Below are 15328 nucleotides of genomic sequence, written 5' to 3' on the forward strand. Positions count from 1 at the left end.
CGGTGCCCCCGGGCCCCGGGAGGGACTGCGGGGACGTTCGGCTAACTGCGGGTACGACCTATTTGCCCAATGTGTTCGGTTGAGATCGGAAATTAACCATCATGCGCCCCATAACGCTAGTCCAGCTTGGTGCCCGGTACCTGTGGCGCCTCTCTAATCAGCGCATTGAGCTCGTTCAGAATGGAAACAGGCTGTCGGTCGACGGTGTTCAGATGAAGCGTGGCCACGCGAAGGGGCGGCTGATATTCAAATGAGCCCAAGAGCACGGGCGATCCCAAGAACCGCTCGATTTCGTCTGCGACCGCATCGGTCTCTTCGGGATCGAGCTCGTCAAAGAGCGCCACGAACATCGGCCCGGTCGAGCGGAACAGACGACCCTTGCCGCGCGAGCAATCCATGAGGCAGGCGGCGCTTTCTGCCAAAACGCGGTCGCCTGCATCAAAACCAAAGCGGGCATTGACCTTGGCGATGTCGTCGATTTTAATGGCGACCAAGCCCGCGTTTCGTGCCACGCGACGCATCTCGCCAATTGCGTTGACCAGGGCGTGGATATCGCCCAGACCGGTCACGGAATCGGTCGTATCTGCCAAGCTTCGGTTGGTGACAATGCCCACATACATGTTGGGCTCGGTATCGGTGCCGTCCAGGCGGTAACCCGTGCAGTCGCAAAGCGCGTATTTTCCGGCGGTATTCATGACGCGATACTGCATGCAGTGGAAGTGCCACGTGCCGTTTACCACCATATCGAGCTCGGCACGTACGTTGTCGCGGTCCTCGGGGTGAACACGGGCAAGCCATATATCGAGCGAGTTGTAGGGATGCTGGGAGGGTAGGTCAAAATCGCGCACGGCATTAACCGACCATTGCGATTCGCCGGTGTCGAGGTTAATGATGAACGGATAGCGTGTCTCGGAGCTCATGGAGATCGCTTGGAACACTCGGTCGTTGCAGGGGGGGGGTTGTTCGGTGATCGGGCGTTGCGGCGCATCGCCTTCTTCCGGTTGTTGCACACGGTACATGAGCTTGTAGCGATACATTTTGCGGTCGGCGTCCTTTGTCATCTGGCGACGCGTATCGCCCGCAAGCGGGTCGACGCGCGAGCAGCCAAAGCTAAAGCTGGCGATCATGGGTGCCTTGTCGCCTGATGTTGCCTCGATAAGATTGGCACGCGTCCGCTCCAGGCGCTGCTCGAGCTCGGCTTCGTCTGTCGTGGGGGATATAAGTACAAATTCGTCTCCACCGATACGGAACAGCAACTCATCGGGCTCCATTGTCTCGGTGAGTGCGCGGCAGATGCTCAGAATGTAGCGATTGCCCTCGGCGTGGCCAAACTTATCGTTGCAATGCTTAAGGCGGTCGATATCGATATAGGCACAGGTGAAGGGGGTGCCTTTGCGCCAGAGCTGATCGACATGGCGGTCGAGTCCGCCACGGTTGCCAAGATTGGTGAGCGAGTCGATATAGGCGCCGTGCTCAAGCAGCTCGCGTTCTTGTTGCAGGATGGCGAGCGTTTTTTGCAGTTGCTCGCCGATGGCACGCAACTCCGGGGGCAGCGCGGCAACATCGAGCTCGGCGGTTGAGGCCCCGTTTGCAAGTCGCTGAAGATGAGCGATGATTAATTGCTCGCCCAGGCGATACGACTCGTTCATGATGGATGACCTCCTTGGATGGAACAATGGTTTGTATCTTACTCCCAATTCGGTTTAGATTGGGGTATTAGTTAGCTCATGGGAACAAACGCTCCCTCGGCGGTGGCGTTTTGCGCGCGAGCGTATCAGTTGTCGTTGCCACCATCGAGCAATGCCTCAAAATCCTCCGCCGGCATGGGACGGTAGTAGAGGAAGCCCTGAGCGTAGCGGGCGCCCATGTGGCGCAGCATGTTTGCCTGCTTGTCCGTCTCGACGCCTTCGATCACAACGGGCAGATGGAGTGACTGCGCCATCTCGAGCATTGATGAGATGATTTGCACGCTGCGGCCCTCATCGCCGTTATCGGGCACAAACGTGCGATCGAGCTTGATGACGTCGACGTTGACGTTCTTGAGCATCGCGAGCGTGGACTGGCCGGTGCCAAAATCGTCCATATAGGTCGAGAAGCCGCGGGTGTGCAGGTCGGCTGTCAGTTTGTCCACGGCTTCGGACTCCCCCGTATAAGCCGTCTCGGTGATCTCGATACGCATGAGCTCGGGCGGTAGGTTGTATTGGGCGGCGAGCGCCCCCATATGTTCGGCAACGTCGCAGGCAAGGATATCCACGCGCGACACATTAAGCGAGACCGGAACCACGCGAAGTCCTCGATCGATGCGCTTGCGCAGCCACGAGGCGACACCCTGCCAAATGTACTTGTCGAGCGTCACCACAAAGCCGCTTTCCTCGAGCGCCGGGATAAAGGACGCGGGCGGAATTAACGATCCATCTTTGTCGATCCAGCGTGTGAGCGCCTCGGCGCCAATGATCTCGCCGGTTTCCATATCAACCAGTGGCTGCAGGTAGTAGGTGATGCGGTCGTTTGAGAGCGCATACTGGAACTCGGTGAGGGTGCGGTGAAACGCAACCTCGCGCTTGTATTCCTCGGGGCGAAAGACGGCAATGCGATCCTTAAAGTCGTTTTTCGCGCGCCGATTGGTAAACATGGCCTTGGCCTGTGCATCGATGGTGATTTCCTCGTTGGAGTCGATGGGGTAGACACCCATGGACGGCCAGAAACCTACGCCGTTATCATGCTTGGCCACGGCCTCGCGAACGCGGTTATAGATTTTATGGACGGTGTCGTGCTCAAAGGGGATGAGTACGCAAAAGTCATCTTGGCCCCAGTACCCTGCGACGCCCATGTCGGCATTCTCGATGTCCTTGAGGACCGTGCCCACATCGGCGAGCATGCGGTCGCCCTCGGCCTGTCCGTGCCATTCGTTGAACAGCCGCATGTGTCCCATGTCGACGGTAGTGATACACCAAGCGCCGTCGCGCCCTGTCCTCAGAAATGCGTTGGCACGCCGCATAAACTCGCTGGGTCGATAGAGGCCCGTGAGCGTATCGATGCGTTCGGCGACGGCGCTTTTGCGCTCAATCTCAGGTATGGGGAGGCTGTCGTTGGGAACAAGCCCGCCGGCCGCACGAAGACGACGGTCGAGCTCGCCTAAAACGGCGGTCGCTTGATTGATTAAGCGCTCGTAAAAGGCCGGAACGACGAGGCAGACGGGGGTAATGGTATCGCCCGCGATTTGAACAGGAGCGAAAACGGCTTCTTTAAGATGATGGGTCAGTTGCTCGAATGCCTCGTGGCCCAACTCGTTGCTAAGCACGACGAACTGGGCGTTTCGTGAGCGGAAGACGCGACTCCTGCCGCGGGTGATCGACAACATGCGGCCTGCGTATTCGGCGAGCATGTTGTCGACAGCCTCGGCACCATAGAGCTCGTTGAGCTTTGCCGTGCCGCGAACGCGGACCGCTATAAGCCCCGTCTCGCAACGGTCGCGACGGCAGGCATCGATAGCGTTGATCAGCATACGCTGCGTTCCGAGGCCCGTAGCGGCGTCGACGGTTTCGGCAAGCGAATGGTTGACGAGCTCGCCGACATAGAGCGAGGGGGTATTTCCGTCGCCGTCGATACGAAACCCGCGAGCGCGGCAAAGGACGTAGTCGCCCGCGGCATTGCGCATGCGGTACTGCATGACGCGGCGGTGTTTGGAGCCGTTGTAGATTTGGTCGATATCGCTGGTATAGGCCTCAAGGTCATCGGGATGGACACGCGTTTTCCAGTAATCGTGGCAGTTGTCGATATGCTCGGAAGGAAGACCGAGATCGCGCAAGGCGCCTTGTGACCAAAGGGTGCGATGCTTGTCCAAGTTCTCGATAAAGCAATAACGGCCTTCGTTGAGCATCGAAAAGGCATCGAAAACGCGGTCGCTTATTTCGAAGTCGTCGGCGTGGACTTGCACGATATTGCGTCGATCAAGGTGCATGGCATGGCGCAGCTTGTAGTCGTACATGCGATGGTCGGCATCGAGTGTCATGCGATTGGAGGCTTCGCCCAGGGCGGGGTCGGCGTGTGCCACTCCGTAGCTAAACGAATGAGGCATCTCGGAATCGTTGTTCTTGAGCAGGACCGTTCGGCAGTGTTCCAGACGTTCGGCGAGGTCGTCCTCGGTCGCAATCGTAGATAGGATGGCAAACTCGTCGCCGCCTATGCGAAACGCCGCCTCGTCCACTTTCATATACAGTTTGAGATAAAGGCTTACCTGCAAGATGTAGCGGTTGCCCTCGTCATGCCCAAAGACGTCGTTGCAGTGCTTGAGATTGTCGATATCGATGAACGCCATGGTAACGGGGATGTCCTGCTCCCAGAGCTCCTCGAGGGAACGGGCAAAGCCGCCGCGGTTGCCAAGTCCGGTAAGCTGGTCGGTAAAGGCGGTCCTAATCAGATCATCCTGACGCTCGAGAAGGTCACGGATGGTCTTTTCGAGCGTTTCGGTGTAATTGCTGACAGTATCCATGTTCTAAGCGGCTTTCTGAGGTCGGGGCGGATTGCGTCGGGCGAGCTCGTTGTGTACACGCGTCGTTGCTCAGCGTATTGCGTGTATCCAGGCCTCCGCCTTGCTGCGTTGTTGGGTTACTTTGCCGGCTAATGTTCGCTGTTGATAACTGCTGAGTAGTATAAACAACAGTACAAAACTATATAGGGGTGCCCATACTATGGGTGACAATTATTTGCCAAGCGGTAACACGACGATGCGATGTTCGATGAAAATGCGACTGAGACGATATATGTTGACGGGTATACTTGTCCCGTTTAAAAACGCAGAAACGGGGATGATCGCATGACGCAGCCAGATACGACGCGCACGGTGGGGCTCGCGCTCGAGGGAGGCGGCTACCGCGGGATGTATACGGCGGGCGTGCTCGACGTATGGATGGAGCGCGGCTTAACTTGCGACCATATGGTGGGTGTCTCGGCGGGCGCGGCATTTGGCTACAACTTTAAATCGCGCCAGATCGGCCGTGCCATTCGCTACAACAAGGCCTATTGCGCCGACAAGCGCTATGCGAGTGTAACGAGCTGGTTGCGAACAGGGGACATGTTCAATGCCGATTTTGCCTATCACGAGGTGCCCGTCGAGCGCGATCCCATCGACCTGGAGACATATCGTGCCTGCCCCATGCGGTTTACGTGCGTGTGTACCGATATCGAGACGGGCAAGGCCGTCTATCACGATCTGCCGTATGGCGACGAGCGCGATATCGAGTGGATCCGGGCGTCGTCGGCGATTCCTGTGGCGACGCGTCCCGTCGCCATTGAGGGGCGTAAGTACCTGGATGGCGGCGTGGCTGATTCCATTCCCAGCGCTTGGCTGTTTGCACAGGGGTATGACCGCAACGTGGTGGTGCTGACGCAGCCGGCGGGCTTTGTAAAGCAGCCCAATAGCGTGATGCCCATGCTGCGTCGCGTGTTTCGTCACTACCCGGCGTTTGTTGCGGCGCTTGAGCATCGGCATGAGGTCTACAATGCCACGCTCGATGACCTGGCACGTCGCGAGGCTGCCGGCGAGATCTTTGTGGTGCGGCCGAGCGAATCGGTGAAGGTGCCGTCGCTGTGTCGCGAACCGGATGAGCTCGAGCGCATCTACCAGATCGGTCGCCACGATGCGGAGGCGACGTTGCCCGCGCTGGAGGCCTACCTAGCGGGGTAAGGGCCGCATGCGGAAAGCGCATCCCAGAATGGACGTCCAAACTGGGATGCGCTTTCCGTTGCTGAAGATATGAGGCCGCGGAGCAGCTGCTCGGCCTATGTCTATGCCTGCTGCCAGGTGTCGACGAGCTCCTTGGCTGCGGCGTGGGGGTCGTCGGCACTGCAGACGGCGCTCACCACGAAAAAGCCGTCGACGCCGGTGGCCTTGAGCTGCGGCAAGTCGGCTGTCTTAACGCCGCCGCCCACCACGATGGGCACGGGGCTTGCCGCATGGAGGGCTGCCAGGTCCTTAAAGCTTTTGGTGATGATGGAGCCGTCGGCCGCGCGTCCGCAGTCGCGCTTGGTCTCGGTCTCGTGGAGCGGGCCGATGCCCAGGTAGTCGACCAGGCTCATGTCGGCGGTCTTGACGTACTCGAGCATCTCCTCGCAACGGGCCGAAAGACCCACGATGGCATCGGGGCCCAGCAGCTTGCGACAGACCTCGACGGGGATGTCGCTCTGACCCACGTGCACGCCGTCGACAGCGATGCCCTGCTCGCGCACGGCGAGCACGCAGTCAAGGCGGTCGTCAATCAGCAAGGCGACCTGACCGGTCTTGCCGGCCTGAGCGATAGCCTGTGCGGCGTCGTCGGTCAGCGCGATGATCTCGCGGGCACTTGCCACCTTGGAGCGCACCTGGATGCAGGTAAAGCCGGCGTCGAGTGCCTGGGCCACTACATCGCCCACGGGGCGCCCGAGCGTGTTTTCGGGGCCGAGTACCAGATAGGCCGAGATATCAAGGTTGTCGCGGATGCTCATCGTGCTTCCTCCTGTTTCTTGATCTGTGCTTCCATGCGCTCGAGTTTGCCGGTCATGGTGTCGGTAAATCCGGGTCGAATATCGGCTTTGAGCACGACTTCGGTGCGGATGCCCTTGCTCGCTAACACAAAGGTTGCGTCGCGCACGACCTGCATGACCTCGTCCCAGTCGCCCTCGATCTCGGTGAACATCGAGGTGGTGCGGTTGGGAAGGCCGCTCTCGCGAATGACGCGCACGACCTCAGCGACCTCGGCGGACAGTTCATCGCCGGTGCCACACGGGGCGATGGCCACGGCGACGAGCGTGTTCATGCCGGCGTTGGTTGCGGGCTCGGACATGGCTTATGCCTCCTCGAGCTCGAGTCGGTTATCGGCGATGTCCTGGGCGGTTGCGCGGTAGAGCTCGTCGATAAAGGCGACCTTAAAGCTTGCCGGGGCATCGGCGACAGCGGCGGCACGCGTGCCGGCTACGTTGTAGACGGCGGTGCCGCAGACGGCTGCCGTAAACGGATCGGCAGCGCAGGCGTACACGGCTAGCACGCCGCCCTGCGAGCAACCGCAGCCGGTGATCTTGGACATGAGCGGGCTGCCGCCGTGGGACTTGGCCACGGTCGTGCCGTCGGTAATCAGGTCGACCTCGCCCGAGACCACGACGGCGCCGCCAGTGTAGCGAGCGAGCGCCACGGCGGCATCGCGGGCGGCGTCGACCGTGTCGGTGGTATCGACACCGCGCACGCGGCTCAGGTCGGCCGCCTCGCCCTCAAGACCCCACAGGCCGGCGAGCGCAATGATCTCGGAGGCGTTGCCGCGCACGATGGCGGGCTTGTACTGCTTGAGTTCGCTTACCAGTTGGGTGCGCAGGCTTCCGATGCCCAGGCCCACCGGATCGAGCACCCAGGGCTTGCCGGCGTCGTGTGCTGCCTTGGCCGCGCGGGGGATCGTCTGCTCGTAGATGGGGAAGAGCGTTCCCATGTTCAGATAAATGGCGCCGCCGCCGGCAACAAGTGCCTCGCCCTCGTCGGGAAGATAGACCATAGCGGCCGAACCGCCCACGGCGAGCTGCGCGTTGGCGACAAAGTCAATCGTCACCGTATTGGTGATGGAGCCTGCCATCGGGTTGGTGGCGCGAATCTCCTCCACGGCCTTGACCACGTTTTGCTTGAGTTGTTCCGAATCGATCACTGCACATGCCTCCTTGGCACAGAAAAGGGGCGCTGTGCATAGACAGCGCCCCTCAAAAGGCGGCATGCTCCCTACGCCAGCATTAACTGACAGGTTCAAAGGATTGGGCCCCATGCCCTCTCAGCCTTGTGGTTTGCACCGCCGGCACTCCCGCATCGAATCTGTTGTTCCCTATACTAGCGCATCGGTACAATAGATGGGGCTGAGACGAATGGGGGAGTCTATGATCAAGCTTGTGCTGACCGATATGGACGATACGCTGATTCCAGCTGGGCATGACGGCGCCAGCGACTATGCCATCGAGGGCATTCATGCCATGCAGGCGGCGGGTCTGCACTTTGGCCCGGTTTCGGGCCGTCAGCCGTCCGCGATGGGCTGGATGTTCAATAATCGTACCGAGTGTTTTTCGACCGGCGCATTCTGCAACGGCCAGGTTATGTTTGTCGATGGCGAAGTGGTTGCCTCGCGCGCGACCGATAACGATGCGCTCATGCGTCTTGCCGCCTATCTGGAAGAAGAAACCGACGATACGTATCTGAAGGTCTATAGCTTAGGCGATGACTTTTGGGGCAACGATGCCTATTGCGTGACGCGCGATTCCGAGCGCGTACGCCGCGCTATGGAGTCGGGCGGCAATGCGTGGCTCAAAGGCGAAGAGGCCCCGTGCCGCCCTGTCGTCGATGACACGCCGGTGTTCAAAGCGAATATCTGGAGTGCCCGTTCGCGCGAGGAGCTCGTGGAGCTACGCGAGCGCGTTGCCGTTGAGGTGCCGGAGCTCTCGCTTGTGTTTCCCAACAACCGTGTGCGCCTGTTCGACATCCTTCCGGCTGGTTGGGACAAGGGCTGCGCTGCACTGGAGTTGGCGCGCGCCTTGGGCCTGACGCCCGACGAGGTGGCGGTATTCGGCGATTCCGATAACGATTTGCCCATGATCGATGCCGTTCCCAATTCCGTTGCAGTCGCCAATGCCAACGAGGCCGTCACGGCTGCCGCGCGCTGGCATATCGGCGCTGCGGCAGATGATGCGGTTGCCGGGGCTCTGCATCAGATTGCCGCCTGCGCCGCGACGGGGGAGATGCCGTCGTTTATGCGTCAGGTGGACGCGACGGGTCTCGACGTCACGAACGTCTAGGGAGAAAGCCATGAAACTCCAGCAGCTCAGGTACGTGGTAAAAGTTGCCGAATGTGGCAGCATCACCGAGGCCTCGCGCCGGCTCTTTGTGTCGCAGCCTTCGATTACCGCGTCGATCCGCGATCTCGAAAACGAGATGGGTGTGCACATCTTTGAGCGCACCAACAAGGGCGTCATTGTGTCCGAGGAGGGCGAGACCTTCTTGGGCTACGCGCGCCAGGTGCTCGATCAGGCCGACCTGCTCGAGGACAAGTACAAAGGAGCATCCGAGCAGGTGCCGCATTTTAGCGTGAGCTGCCAGCACTATTCCTTTGCCGTCAACGCATTTGTCGATGTGATCCGCGAATTCGATGCCGCACGCTACGACTTTACCCTGCGCGAGGAGCAGACCCACGAGATTATCGAGGATGTCGCGCACATGAAAAGCGAGCTGGGCATCTTGTACTTATCCGAGCACAACCGTGAGGTCATCGAGCGTATGCTCACTGCCAATGAGCTGGTGTTTGAGGGGCTCTTTTGCGCCGCGCCGCACGTCTTTGTATGCGCCGACCATCCGCTGGCGGCCCGCTCCAGTGTGACGCTCGAGGACTTGGAAGACTACCCGTTCCTGTCCTACGAGCAGGGCAGCTACAACTCGTTTTACTATTCCGAGGAACTGACCTCGACGTTTGAGCGCCGCAAGAATATCCGTGTGCGCGACCGTGCGACGCTGTTCAACCTTGTCATGGGACTCAACGGCTATACGGTGTGTTCGGGCGTGATCAGCCATGAACTCAATGGCCCCGGTATTATCTCGATTCCGCTCGATGTGGACGAATACATGGAGATCGGCATCATCACGCGCAAGAACACGGCACTTACGCGCTACGGGCAGGCCTATATCGAAGCGATCCGTCAGCATATCTAGTTTGTTATGTTTGCCGTACGCATGATGCTTAGCGGCGCGTATTGGTATAGTCATTCCCTATGGCAAACAGAAAATAACTCATATTTTACGATGGCTATTTAAGCCCTCATACTTTGTCTCGTTAAAGCATCCACGCAAAAAGGAGATCAGTATGACTAATTCCGCCCAGCTCAAAGCGCCGTTTCGTGCCGATATCGTCGGCAGCTTTCTTCGTCCGCAGGCCGTAAAGGACGCACGCGCCGCCTACGCCGCGGGCACGCTCGATGCTGCCGGCCTAAAGTCCGTCGAGGATGAGGCCATTCGCAACTTGGTGGCCAAGCAAAAGGCTGCTGGCCTGCAGGTGATCACCGACGGCGAATTCCGCCGCAGCTACTGGCACCTCGATTTTATGTGGGGCCTCAACGGCATTGAGCGCCGTACCTCGCGTACGGGCTATATGTTCCACGATGAGGAGACCACGGCCGATACCGCGGTGGTGACCGGTCCCATCAGCGGCGAGAATCATCCGTTCGTCGAGCATTTTAAGTTTGTCAAGGCGCTCGAGGGCGAGGGGCAGGTTGCGCGCCAAACCATCCCGGCGCCGATCCAGACGTTCTCTGAGGTCACGCTCGATCGTTGCGATGGTCAGCAGGAGAGCCTGCGCGCCGTCTATAAGACCGATGAGGAGCTCGCCGACGCCATCGCGGCAGCCTACCGCACGGTGATTGCCGATCTCTACGCTGCCGGTTGCCGCAATATCCAGTTTGATGACTGCACCTGGGGCATTTACTGCGATGCCGACTTTGTTGCTAAGACCGGCATGAGCCCGGTCGATCTGCAAAAGGTGAGCGAGCTGGGCGTGGCGCTCAACAATGCCGCCATCGCGGGCAAGCCCGACGATCTGGTCATCAACACGCACGTTTGCCGCGGCAACTACCACTCTACCTATGCTATTGAAGGCGGCTACGACCCTGTTGCTCCGTATCTGTTTGCACATGAGGACGTTGACGCATTCTACCTGGAGTTCGACACGCCGCGCGCCGGCGGTTTTGAGCCGCTCAGCTACGTTGCACCCGGCAAGAAGGTCGTGTTGGGCCTGGTGACCACCAAGGCGGCAGAGCTCGAGAACGAGGATGTTATCGTCGAGCGTATCCGCGAGGCAGCAAAGTACGTGCCGCTCGAGAACCTGTATCTGTCGCCCCAGTGTGGCTTTGCCAGCTGCGAGATTGGCAACAAGCTGACCGAGGACGAGCAGTGGGCCAAGGTTGCTCTGGTTAGGCGCGTTGCCGAGCGCGTTTGGAAGTAGCAGTACCGTTTGCGGGGACGGCGCGTGCGAGGCATTGCGTATCGCGTACAATGGTTCGGATCGTATCGTTCGGGCAGGTTATCCAATATGCCCGATCGCCCTTCCATTCGAAAGGACATCCATGTCCCAATCCTCGACGCCCGCCGCCGCCGATGCCATCTACGATGCGTCGTCGCTCGGTCGCCCGCGCATGTTTTTGCTCGGTCTGCAGCACCTGTTTGCCATGTTTGGCGCCACGGTGTTGGTGCCCGTGCTCACCGGTCTCTCGGTTTCGGCAACGCTTTTGTTTGCCGGCTTGGGCACGCTGCTCTTCCACTTCCTGTCGCGTGGCAAGGTGCCTGCGTTTTTGGGATCATCGTTTGCCTTTATTGCGGGTTATGCCGCCATCGCGCCCAACGGCGAGGCCGAGCTTTTGCCCTACGCCTGCCTGGGCGTAGCTTGCGCCGGTCTGCTCTATCCGGTGCTGGCGGCACTGTTCCGCGCTTTTGGCGCCAAGCGCGTTATGCGCTTCTTTCCGCCGGTGGTGACCGGCCCCATCGTCATTTCCATCGGCCTGATCTTGGCAAGCTCTGCCATCGCTAATTGCCAGACCAACTGGCTTGTTGCCGTTGTCGCCGTTGCCGTTATCGTGATTTGCAACATTTGGGGTCGCGGTATGGTCAAGATCGTGCCGATTTTGCTGGGCGTTGTGGTGAGCTATGCCGTTGCGGCTGCGCTGGGCGAGGTCGACTTCTCTGGCGTCGCAGCCGCTCCCTGGGTTGGCTTGCCCATCGTGTGGGACAACACCGTGTTTGCGCTCTTTGGGCCTCGGTTCGATAGCGGTCTTGCCACCACGGCCATCATCACCATTATGCCGCTGGCCTTTGCGACCATGATCGAGCATATCGGTGACATCTCGGCTATCGGCTCCACTTGCGAGCGTAACTACATCGCCGATCCTGGCCTGCATCGCACGCTGCTCGGCGACGGCCTTGCCACGATCCTGGCTTCGCTCTTTGGCGCTCCGGCCAACACCACGTATGGTGAGAACACCGGCGTGCTTGCCCTGACGCGTGTGTTTGACCCGCGCGTGATTCGCATTGCCGCGTGCTGCGCCATCGTGCTTTCGTTCTGCCCCAAGTTCGCGGCTGTCATTGCGGCCATGCCGGCGTGTGTAATCGGCGGTGTGTCGCTCGTGCTCTATGGCATGATCAGCGCCGTGGGCGTTCGCAACCTTATCGAGAATCAGGTTGATTTCCAGAACAACCGCAATGTGCTGGTGGCGGCTCTGGTGCTGGTGCTTTCACTCGGCATTGCGTACAGCACTGCCGGAGCTATCGTGTTGGAGCTGGGCGGCGTGACGATTTCACTTTCGGGCCTTGCCGTGGGCTCGCTGGTGGGCATTGTGCTCAACGCCATCCTGCCCGGTAATGACTTTGAGTTCGATACTTCCGAGCTTGAGGAGACTGCTGAATAGTAGCTGCGTTCAGCCAAATTAAAAATGGCGTCCATGCGTATGTACGCGTGGACGTCATTTTTAATGCGTCAGTATCCAGTGGATGCCGCGCGCCATGCGCAGATCGGTCTGGGCAAAGTGATTGCCGGGGTTGAGCTCCAACGTTGTTGGAACGTCACGCTCGATGAACAGCTCTTCCATCGCGCGCGTATCGTCGAGCACGTGCCGCATCATGCGGTTGGGCGTCTTGGTTTCCTTTTTACCGAGCGAAAGATAGGCGGCGTCGGGCGTAGCTGTCATCGTGCGCTCGCGCGCGTAGTCGATAAAGCCGGGGAACCACAGCGACCCCGACGCACTTGCCGCGCGCTCAAAGACATCTGTTTGCCAAAGTGCCCACAGTGCAAAAAGACCCGCCAACGAGTAGCCGGCAACGCCGCGCCAGGCGGGCGGTTGCGGGAGCGATGATTCGGCCTGGGGGATTATCTGCTTCAACAACTCGTCAAGAAAACCAGCGGCCTGTCCGCCAAAGGGCTCGGCATCTCGTATAGTTCCGTCGCATTCCCAGGGGCTCAGCTCTCGATTCCAATCGAGCCCTCCAATGGCGACAAGGGTGAACGGCGGGCAGTCGAGCTCTCGGCAGCGCTCGTAGACTTCATTACCGTCGCCCATAACCACGGGGAGGTAAATGACGGGCGCGCTTTCGACATGCTTTGAATGAACGGTTATCTGCTTTTGTCGCGCTTCCATGACGGGCTTCTCTCGGCGTTGTGATATCGACGGCCACCATTGTCGCACGCCGGCTTATGCTGGTTGGGCCGCATCAAAAACAATCGTGCGCGCCCTGAGGACGCAAATGAGAAACGCCACCGCCGGAGGGGAGCTCGGCGGTGGCGTTGTTAGACGGTGTTCGCGCTAGGGGCCTTTGCGGGCGACGTCATGCGCGCAAGGGAGTCTACGAGCGCTTGCGGATCACCACGGCGCCCGCGGCGATGGCGGCTGTTCCCGCAAGGGCGGCCGCCACGATGGCTGCGCCCGAGGCGTCGCCGGTCGCCGCGAGGGTACCGGTGGTCTTGGCCTTCGTGGTTGCAACCGCAACGGTCTTGGTCGTCTTTGCGCCCTCGGGCTTGGGGTCCTGCTTGGACTCCGCGGGCTTGGTCTCGTCGGGCTTGGGCCCCTCCGGCTTGGCTACCTCGGGAGGTGCGATGGTCGTGCTCTTGGCGACCGCTTTGATATAGAGGGAGTCGACCGTGGTGTCGCCCGTGCCGATGGTTTGGCCTGCCTCGTAGATGCCGTCACGGAGCTTGCGATAGTCAATGACCTTGGCGCCTTCAGGCGTCAGGATGGTGGAGCCTTCGATTTCGATGGTGCCGATTGCCTTGCCGTCCGCGCTCATGGCAAGGGCGAAGATCGCCGCCGTGTCTCCTTCGGCCGTGACCTTGCTGCGGACAATGGAGATGGTCGCGGGCATAATGCCCTCGCTGGTCTGGGCGATGATGCCGATGTTCTCGCCTTGGGGCTCGGGGCTCGTCTCGCCATCTTGGTTTTCGCTGTAGGGGGTGGGGCCGTCGCCGTTCTCGACATAGCGGGCTATGGCCTTGACAACGGAGTCGCTGATGTAGATGTGGCCGCCCTTCTCGTTGGGTCGATCGTTTCTGGTGGAGAATGCAGCCGAAACCTCGCCTTCCGCAAACGCGTCCACGGTGGAGCCGTTCTTGACGACGATGTCGTCCTGGTAGGTGAAGAGGGCGATGGCGCCACCGTATCTGCCTTTACCTGCACGGACCGTCACGTTTGCATGATCGAGGGTGATGCCCTTGTGGGCATAGACGCCATATTCAACACCGTTTACGTTGAGGGAGGCGTTTGTGGCTGCGAGGCTGCCCTTGGCCTCGACGGCAGCGTCTTTCTCGGAGCTTGCCTTGACCTGGCTGCCGTCCGAGATGTTGATATTGCCGCCGCTCCAAAGGGCCTCACCATCGGCTGAGCTTGCCTCGACCGTCCCGTCACCCTTGATGGTGAGGTTCTTGTCGGTTCCAATACCCTTGTCCTTGGTAGCCCTGGCGGTGACGGCTCCGCTGTCGTCAATCGTGATATTGCCGTTTGCCCTGATGCCATCCGATGCACCCGTGGCGTTGACGTTGCCCGAACCTTTGATAGCGAGATCACCCCCGGCATTGATGGCATCAAACCCAGTGCTCGTGGCGTTGACGGATCCGGCTCCGTCGATGTTGATATTACCCGTGGAGAGGATAGCGTCCTCAGTAGATGTCACGCTGAGCGTGCCGCCCTCGTCGCCTTGGATATTGAGCTCGGCATTCTCGCTAGTGCCATGAGAAACGTTGATGCTTTCGATCCATTCGGCAGTGACGATGTTGGTTCCCGAGTAATTCACGTTGAGCTTGCCTGCGGCCTGGATCTCGCCGCCGTTATAGTTGTTGAGCTTCAGGTCGTCGGCGCCGTCCCACGACCAGGTACCGGCCTCGCCGCTCGCCGCGGTGTTGTACTTGTTGCCGCCGACCTTGACCCATTCCGCTGCGAGCGAGACGCTCGGCATGAGCAGCGAGCTCACCGTGAGCGCGCACACGGCGCCCGCGACGATGCGGCGCGTCACGCGGCGCCAGCTGCCGTGCGCGAGTCCTATGCGACGGCGAACGTCGGGTTCGGCAACATGGGTTCCGGCGGTAGTGTCGTTGCGTTTGGGGGTCGTGAACAAGGCTGCCATGGTTGCTCCCGTTCTCATAGGGCCTATACGACTAGATTCAGCGTATCTGCTGGATGTTGCCGGCGGTAGTGCCGTTTGGAGGGCAAAATGGCCAAAATGGGGGAGAAATAGGCCGCACGCCGGCGCAGGGACCGGCGCTAAAAGAAAAGCGCGGGGCCGCATGGCGACTCCGCGCTTTATTGT

The 15328-nt window shown here is 60.0% G+C and carries 12 protein-coding genes and 1 riboswitch; of the genes, 5 read left to right on the top strand and 7 right to left on the bottom strand.

Annotated features, from left to right (window positions below):
• Positions 1–116: 116 nt before the first annotated feature.
• Together AAAV21_RS02175 and AAAV21_RS02180 are read right to left on the bottom strand one after the other, a co-directional pair.
• The gene (locus AAAV21_RS02175; protein ID WP_349107144.1) at positions 117–1649 is read right to left on the bottom strand and encodes a diguanylate cyclase; all 1533 of its coding nucleotides are present in this window, start codon (positions 1647–1649) and stop codon (positions 117–119) included.
• A 125-nt stretch (positions 1650–1774) separates the two neighbouring features.
• Positions 1775–4492, bottom strand: coding sequence for an EAL domain-containing protein (locus tag AAAV21_RS02180; protein WP_349107147.1), 2718 nt, complete (start codon positions 4490–4492; stop codon positions 1775–1777).
• Between the two features lie 324 nt (positions 4493–4816).
• On the opposite strand from AAAV21_RS02180, the gene AAAV21_RS02185 reads away from it, so the two are divergent.
• The gene (locus tag AAAV21_RS02185; RefSeq protein WP_349107149.1) at positions 4817–5686 is read left to right on the top strand and encodes a patatin family protein; all 870 of its coding nucleotides are present in this window, start codon (positions 4817–4819) and stop codon (positions 5684–5686) included.
• 101 nt (positions 5687–5787) lie between these two features.
• Here the strand turns inward: AAAV21_RS02185 and AAAV21_RS02190 are convergent, their stop codons facing one another.
• The 3 genes from AAAV21_RS02190 to thiM are packed head-to-tail and all read right to left on the bottom strand — an operon-like array spanning position 5788 to position 7664.
• The gene (locus AAAV21_RS02190) at positions 5788–6483 is read right to left on the bottom strand and encodes a thiamine phosphate synthase (protein WP_349107151.1); all 696 of its coding nucleotides are present in this window, start codon (positions 6481–6483) and stop codon (positions 5788–5790) included.
• Positions 6480–6821, bottom strand: coding sequence for a thiamine-binding protein (locus tag AAAV21_RS02195; RefSeq protein ID WP_225093307.1), 342 nt, complete (start codon positions 6819–6821; stop codon positions 6480–6482). The genes AAAV21_RS02190 and AAAV21_RS02195 overlap by 4 nt, the downstream gene beginning before the upstream one ends.
• Positions 6822–6824: 3 nt before the next feature.
• Positions 6825–7664 (bottom strand): hydroxyethylthiazole kinase, encoded by an 840-nt coding sequence (gene thiM / locus AAAV21_RS02200; RefSeq protein ID WP_349107153.1) that lies wholly within the window; start codon positions 7662–7664, stop codon positions 6825–6827.
• Between the two features lie 51 nt (positions 7665–7715).
• A riboswitch (TPP riboswitch) is annotated at positions 7716–7826 on the bottom strand.
• A gap of 61 nt (positions 7827–7887) precedes the next feature.
• Here thiM and AAAV21_RS02205 point away from each other — a divergent pair.
• The 4 genes from AAAV21_RS02205 (at position 7888) to AAAV21_RS02220 (ending at position 12444) form a co-directional block, all read left to right on the top strand.
• The gene (locus AAAV21_RS02205) at positions 7888–8796 is read left to right on the top strand and encodes an HAD family hydrolase (RefSeq protein WP_349107155.1); all 909 of its coding nucleotides are present in this window, start codon (positions 7888–7890) and stop codon (positions 8794–8796) included.
• A 10-nt stretch (positions 8797–8806) separates the two neighbouring features.
• Complete coding sequence (locus tag AAAV21_RS02210; protein WP_349107157.1) at positions 8807–9703, top strand: LysR family transcriptional regulator; 897 nt, start codon at positions 8807–8809, stop codon at positions 9701–9703.
• Between the two features lie 151 nt (positions 9704–9854).
• Positions 9855–10988 carry a 5-methyltetrahydropteroyltriglutamate--homocysteine S-methyltransferase gene (locus tag AAAV21_RS02215; protein WP_349107159.1) on the top strand — a complete coding sequence of 378 codons (1134 nt, stop codon included), beginning with the start codon at positions 9855–9857 and terminating at the stop codon, positions 10986–10988.
• A gap of 121 nt (positions 10989–11109) precedes the next feature.
• Complete coding sequence (locus AAAV21_RS02220; RefSeq protein ID WP_349107160.1) at positions 11110–12444, top strand: uracil-xanthine permease family protein; 1335 nt, start codon at positions 11110–11112, stop codon at positions 12442–12444.
• Positions 12445–12504: 60 nt separating this feature from the next.
• On the opposite strand, the gene AAAV21_RS02225 is transcribed toward AAAV21_RS02220, so the two are convergent.
• Entirely contained in the window at positions 12505–13170 is a 666-nt protein-coding gene (locus tag AAAV21_RS02225; protein WP_349107162.1) for an alpha/beta hydrolase-fold protein, read from the bottom strand.
• 205 nt (positions 13171–13375) lie between these two features.
• Positions 13376–15145, bottom strand: a complete 1770-nt coding sequence (locus AAAV21_RS02230) for a hypothetical protein (protein ID WP_349107163.1) — start codon at positions 15143–15145, stop codon at positions 13376–13378.
• Positions 15146–15328: the final 183 nt, after the last annotated feature.

It is taken from the genome of Collinsella sp. CLA-AA-H302 (assembly GCF_040093305.1).
GTDB lineage: Bacteria > Actinomycetota > Coriobacteriia > Coriobacteriales > Coriobacteriaceae > Collinsella.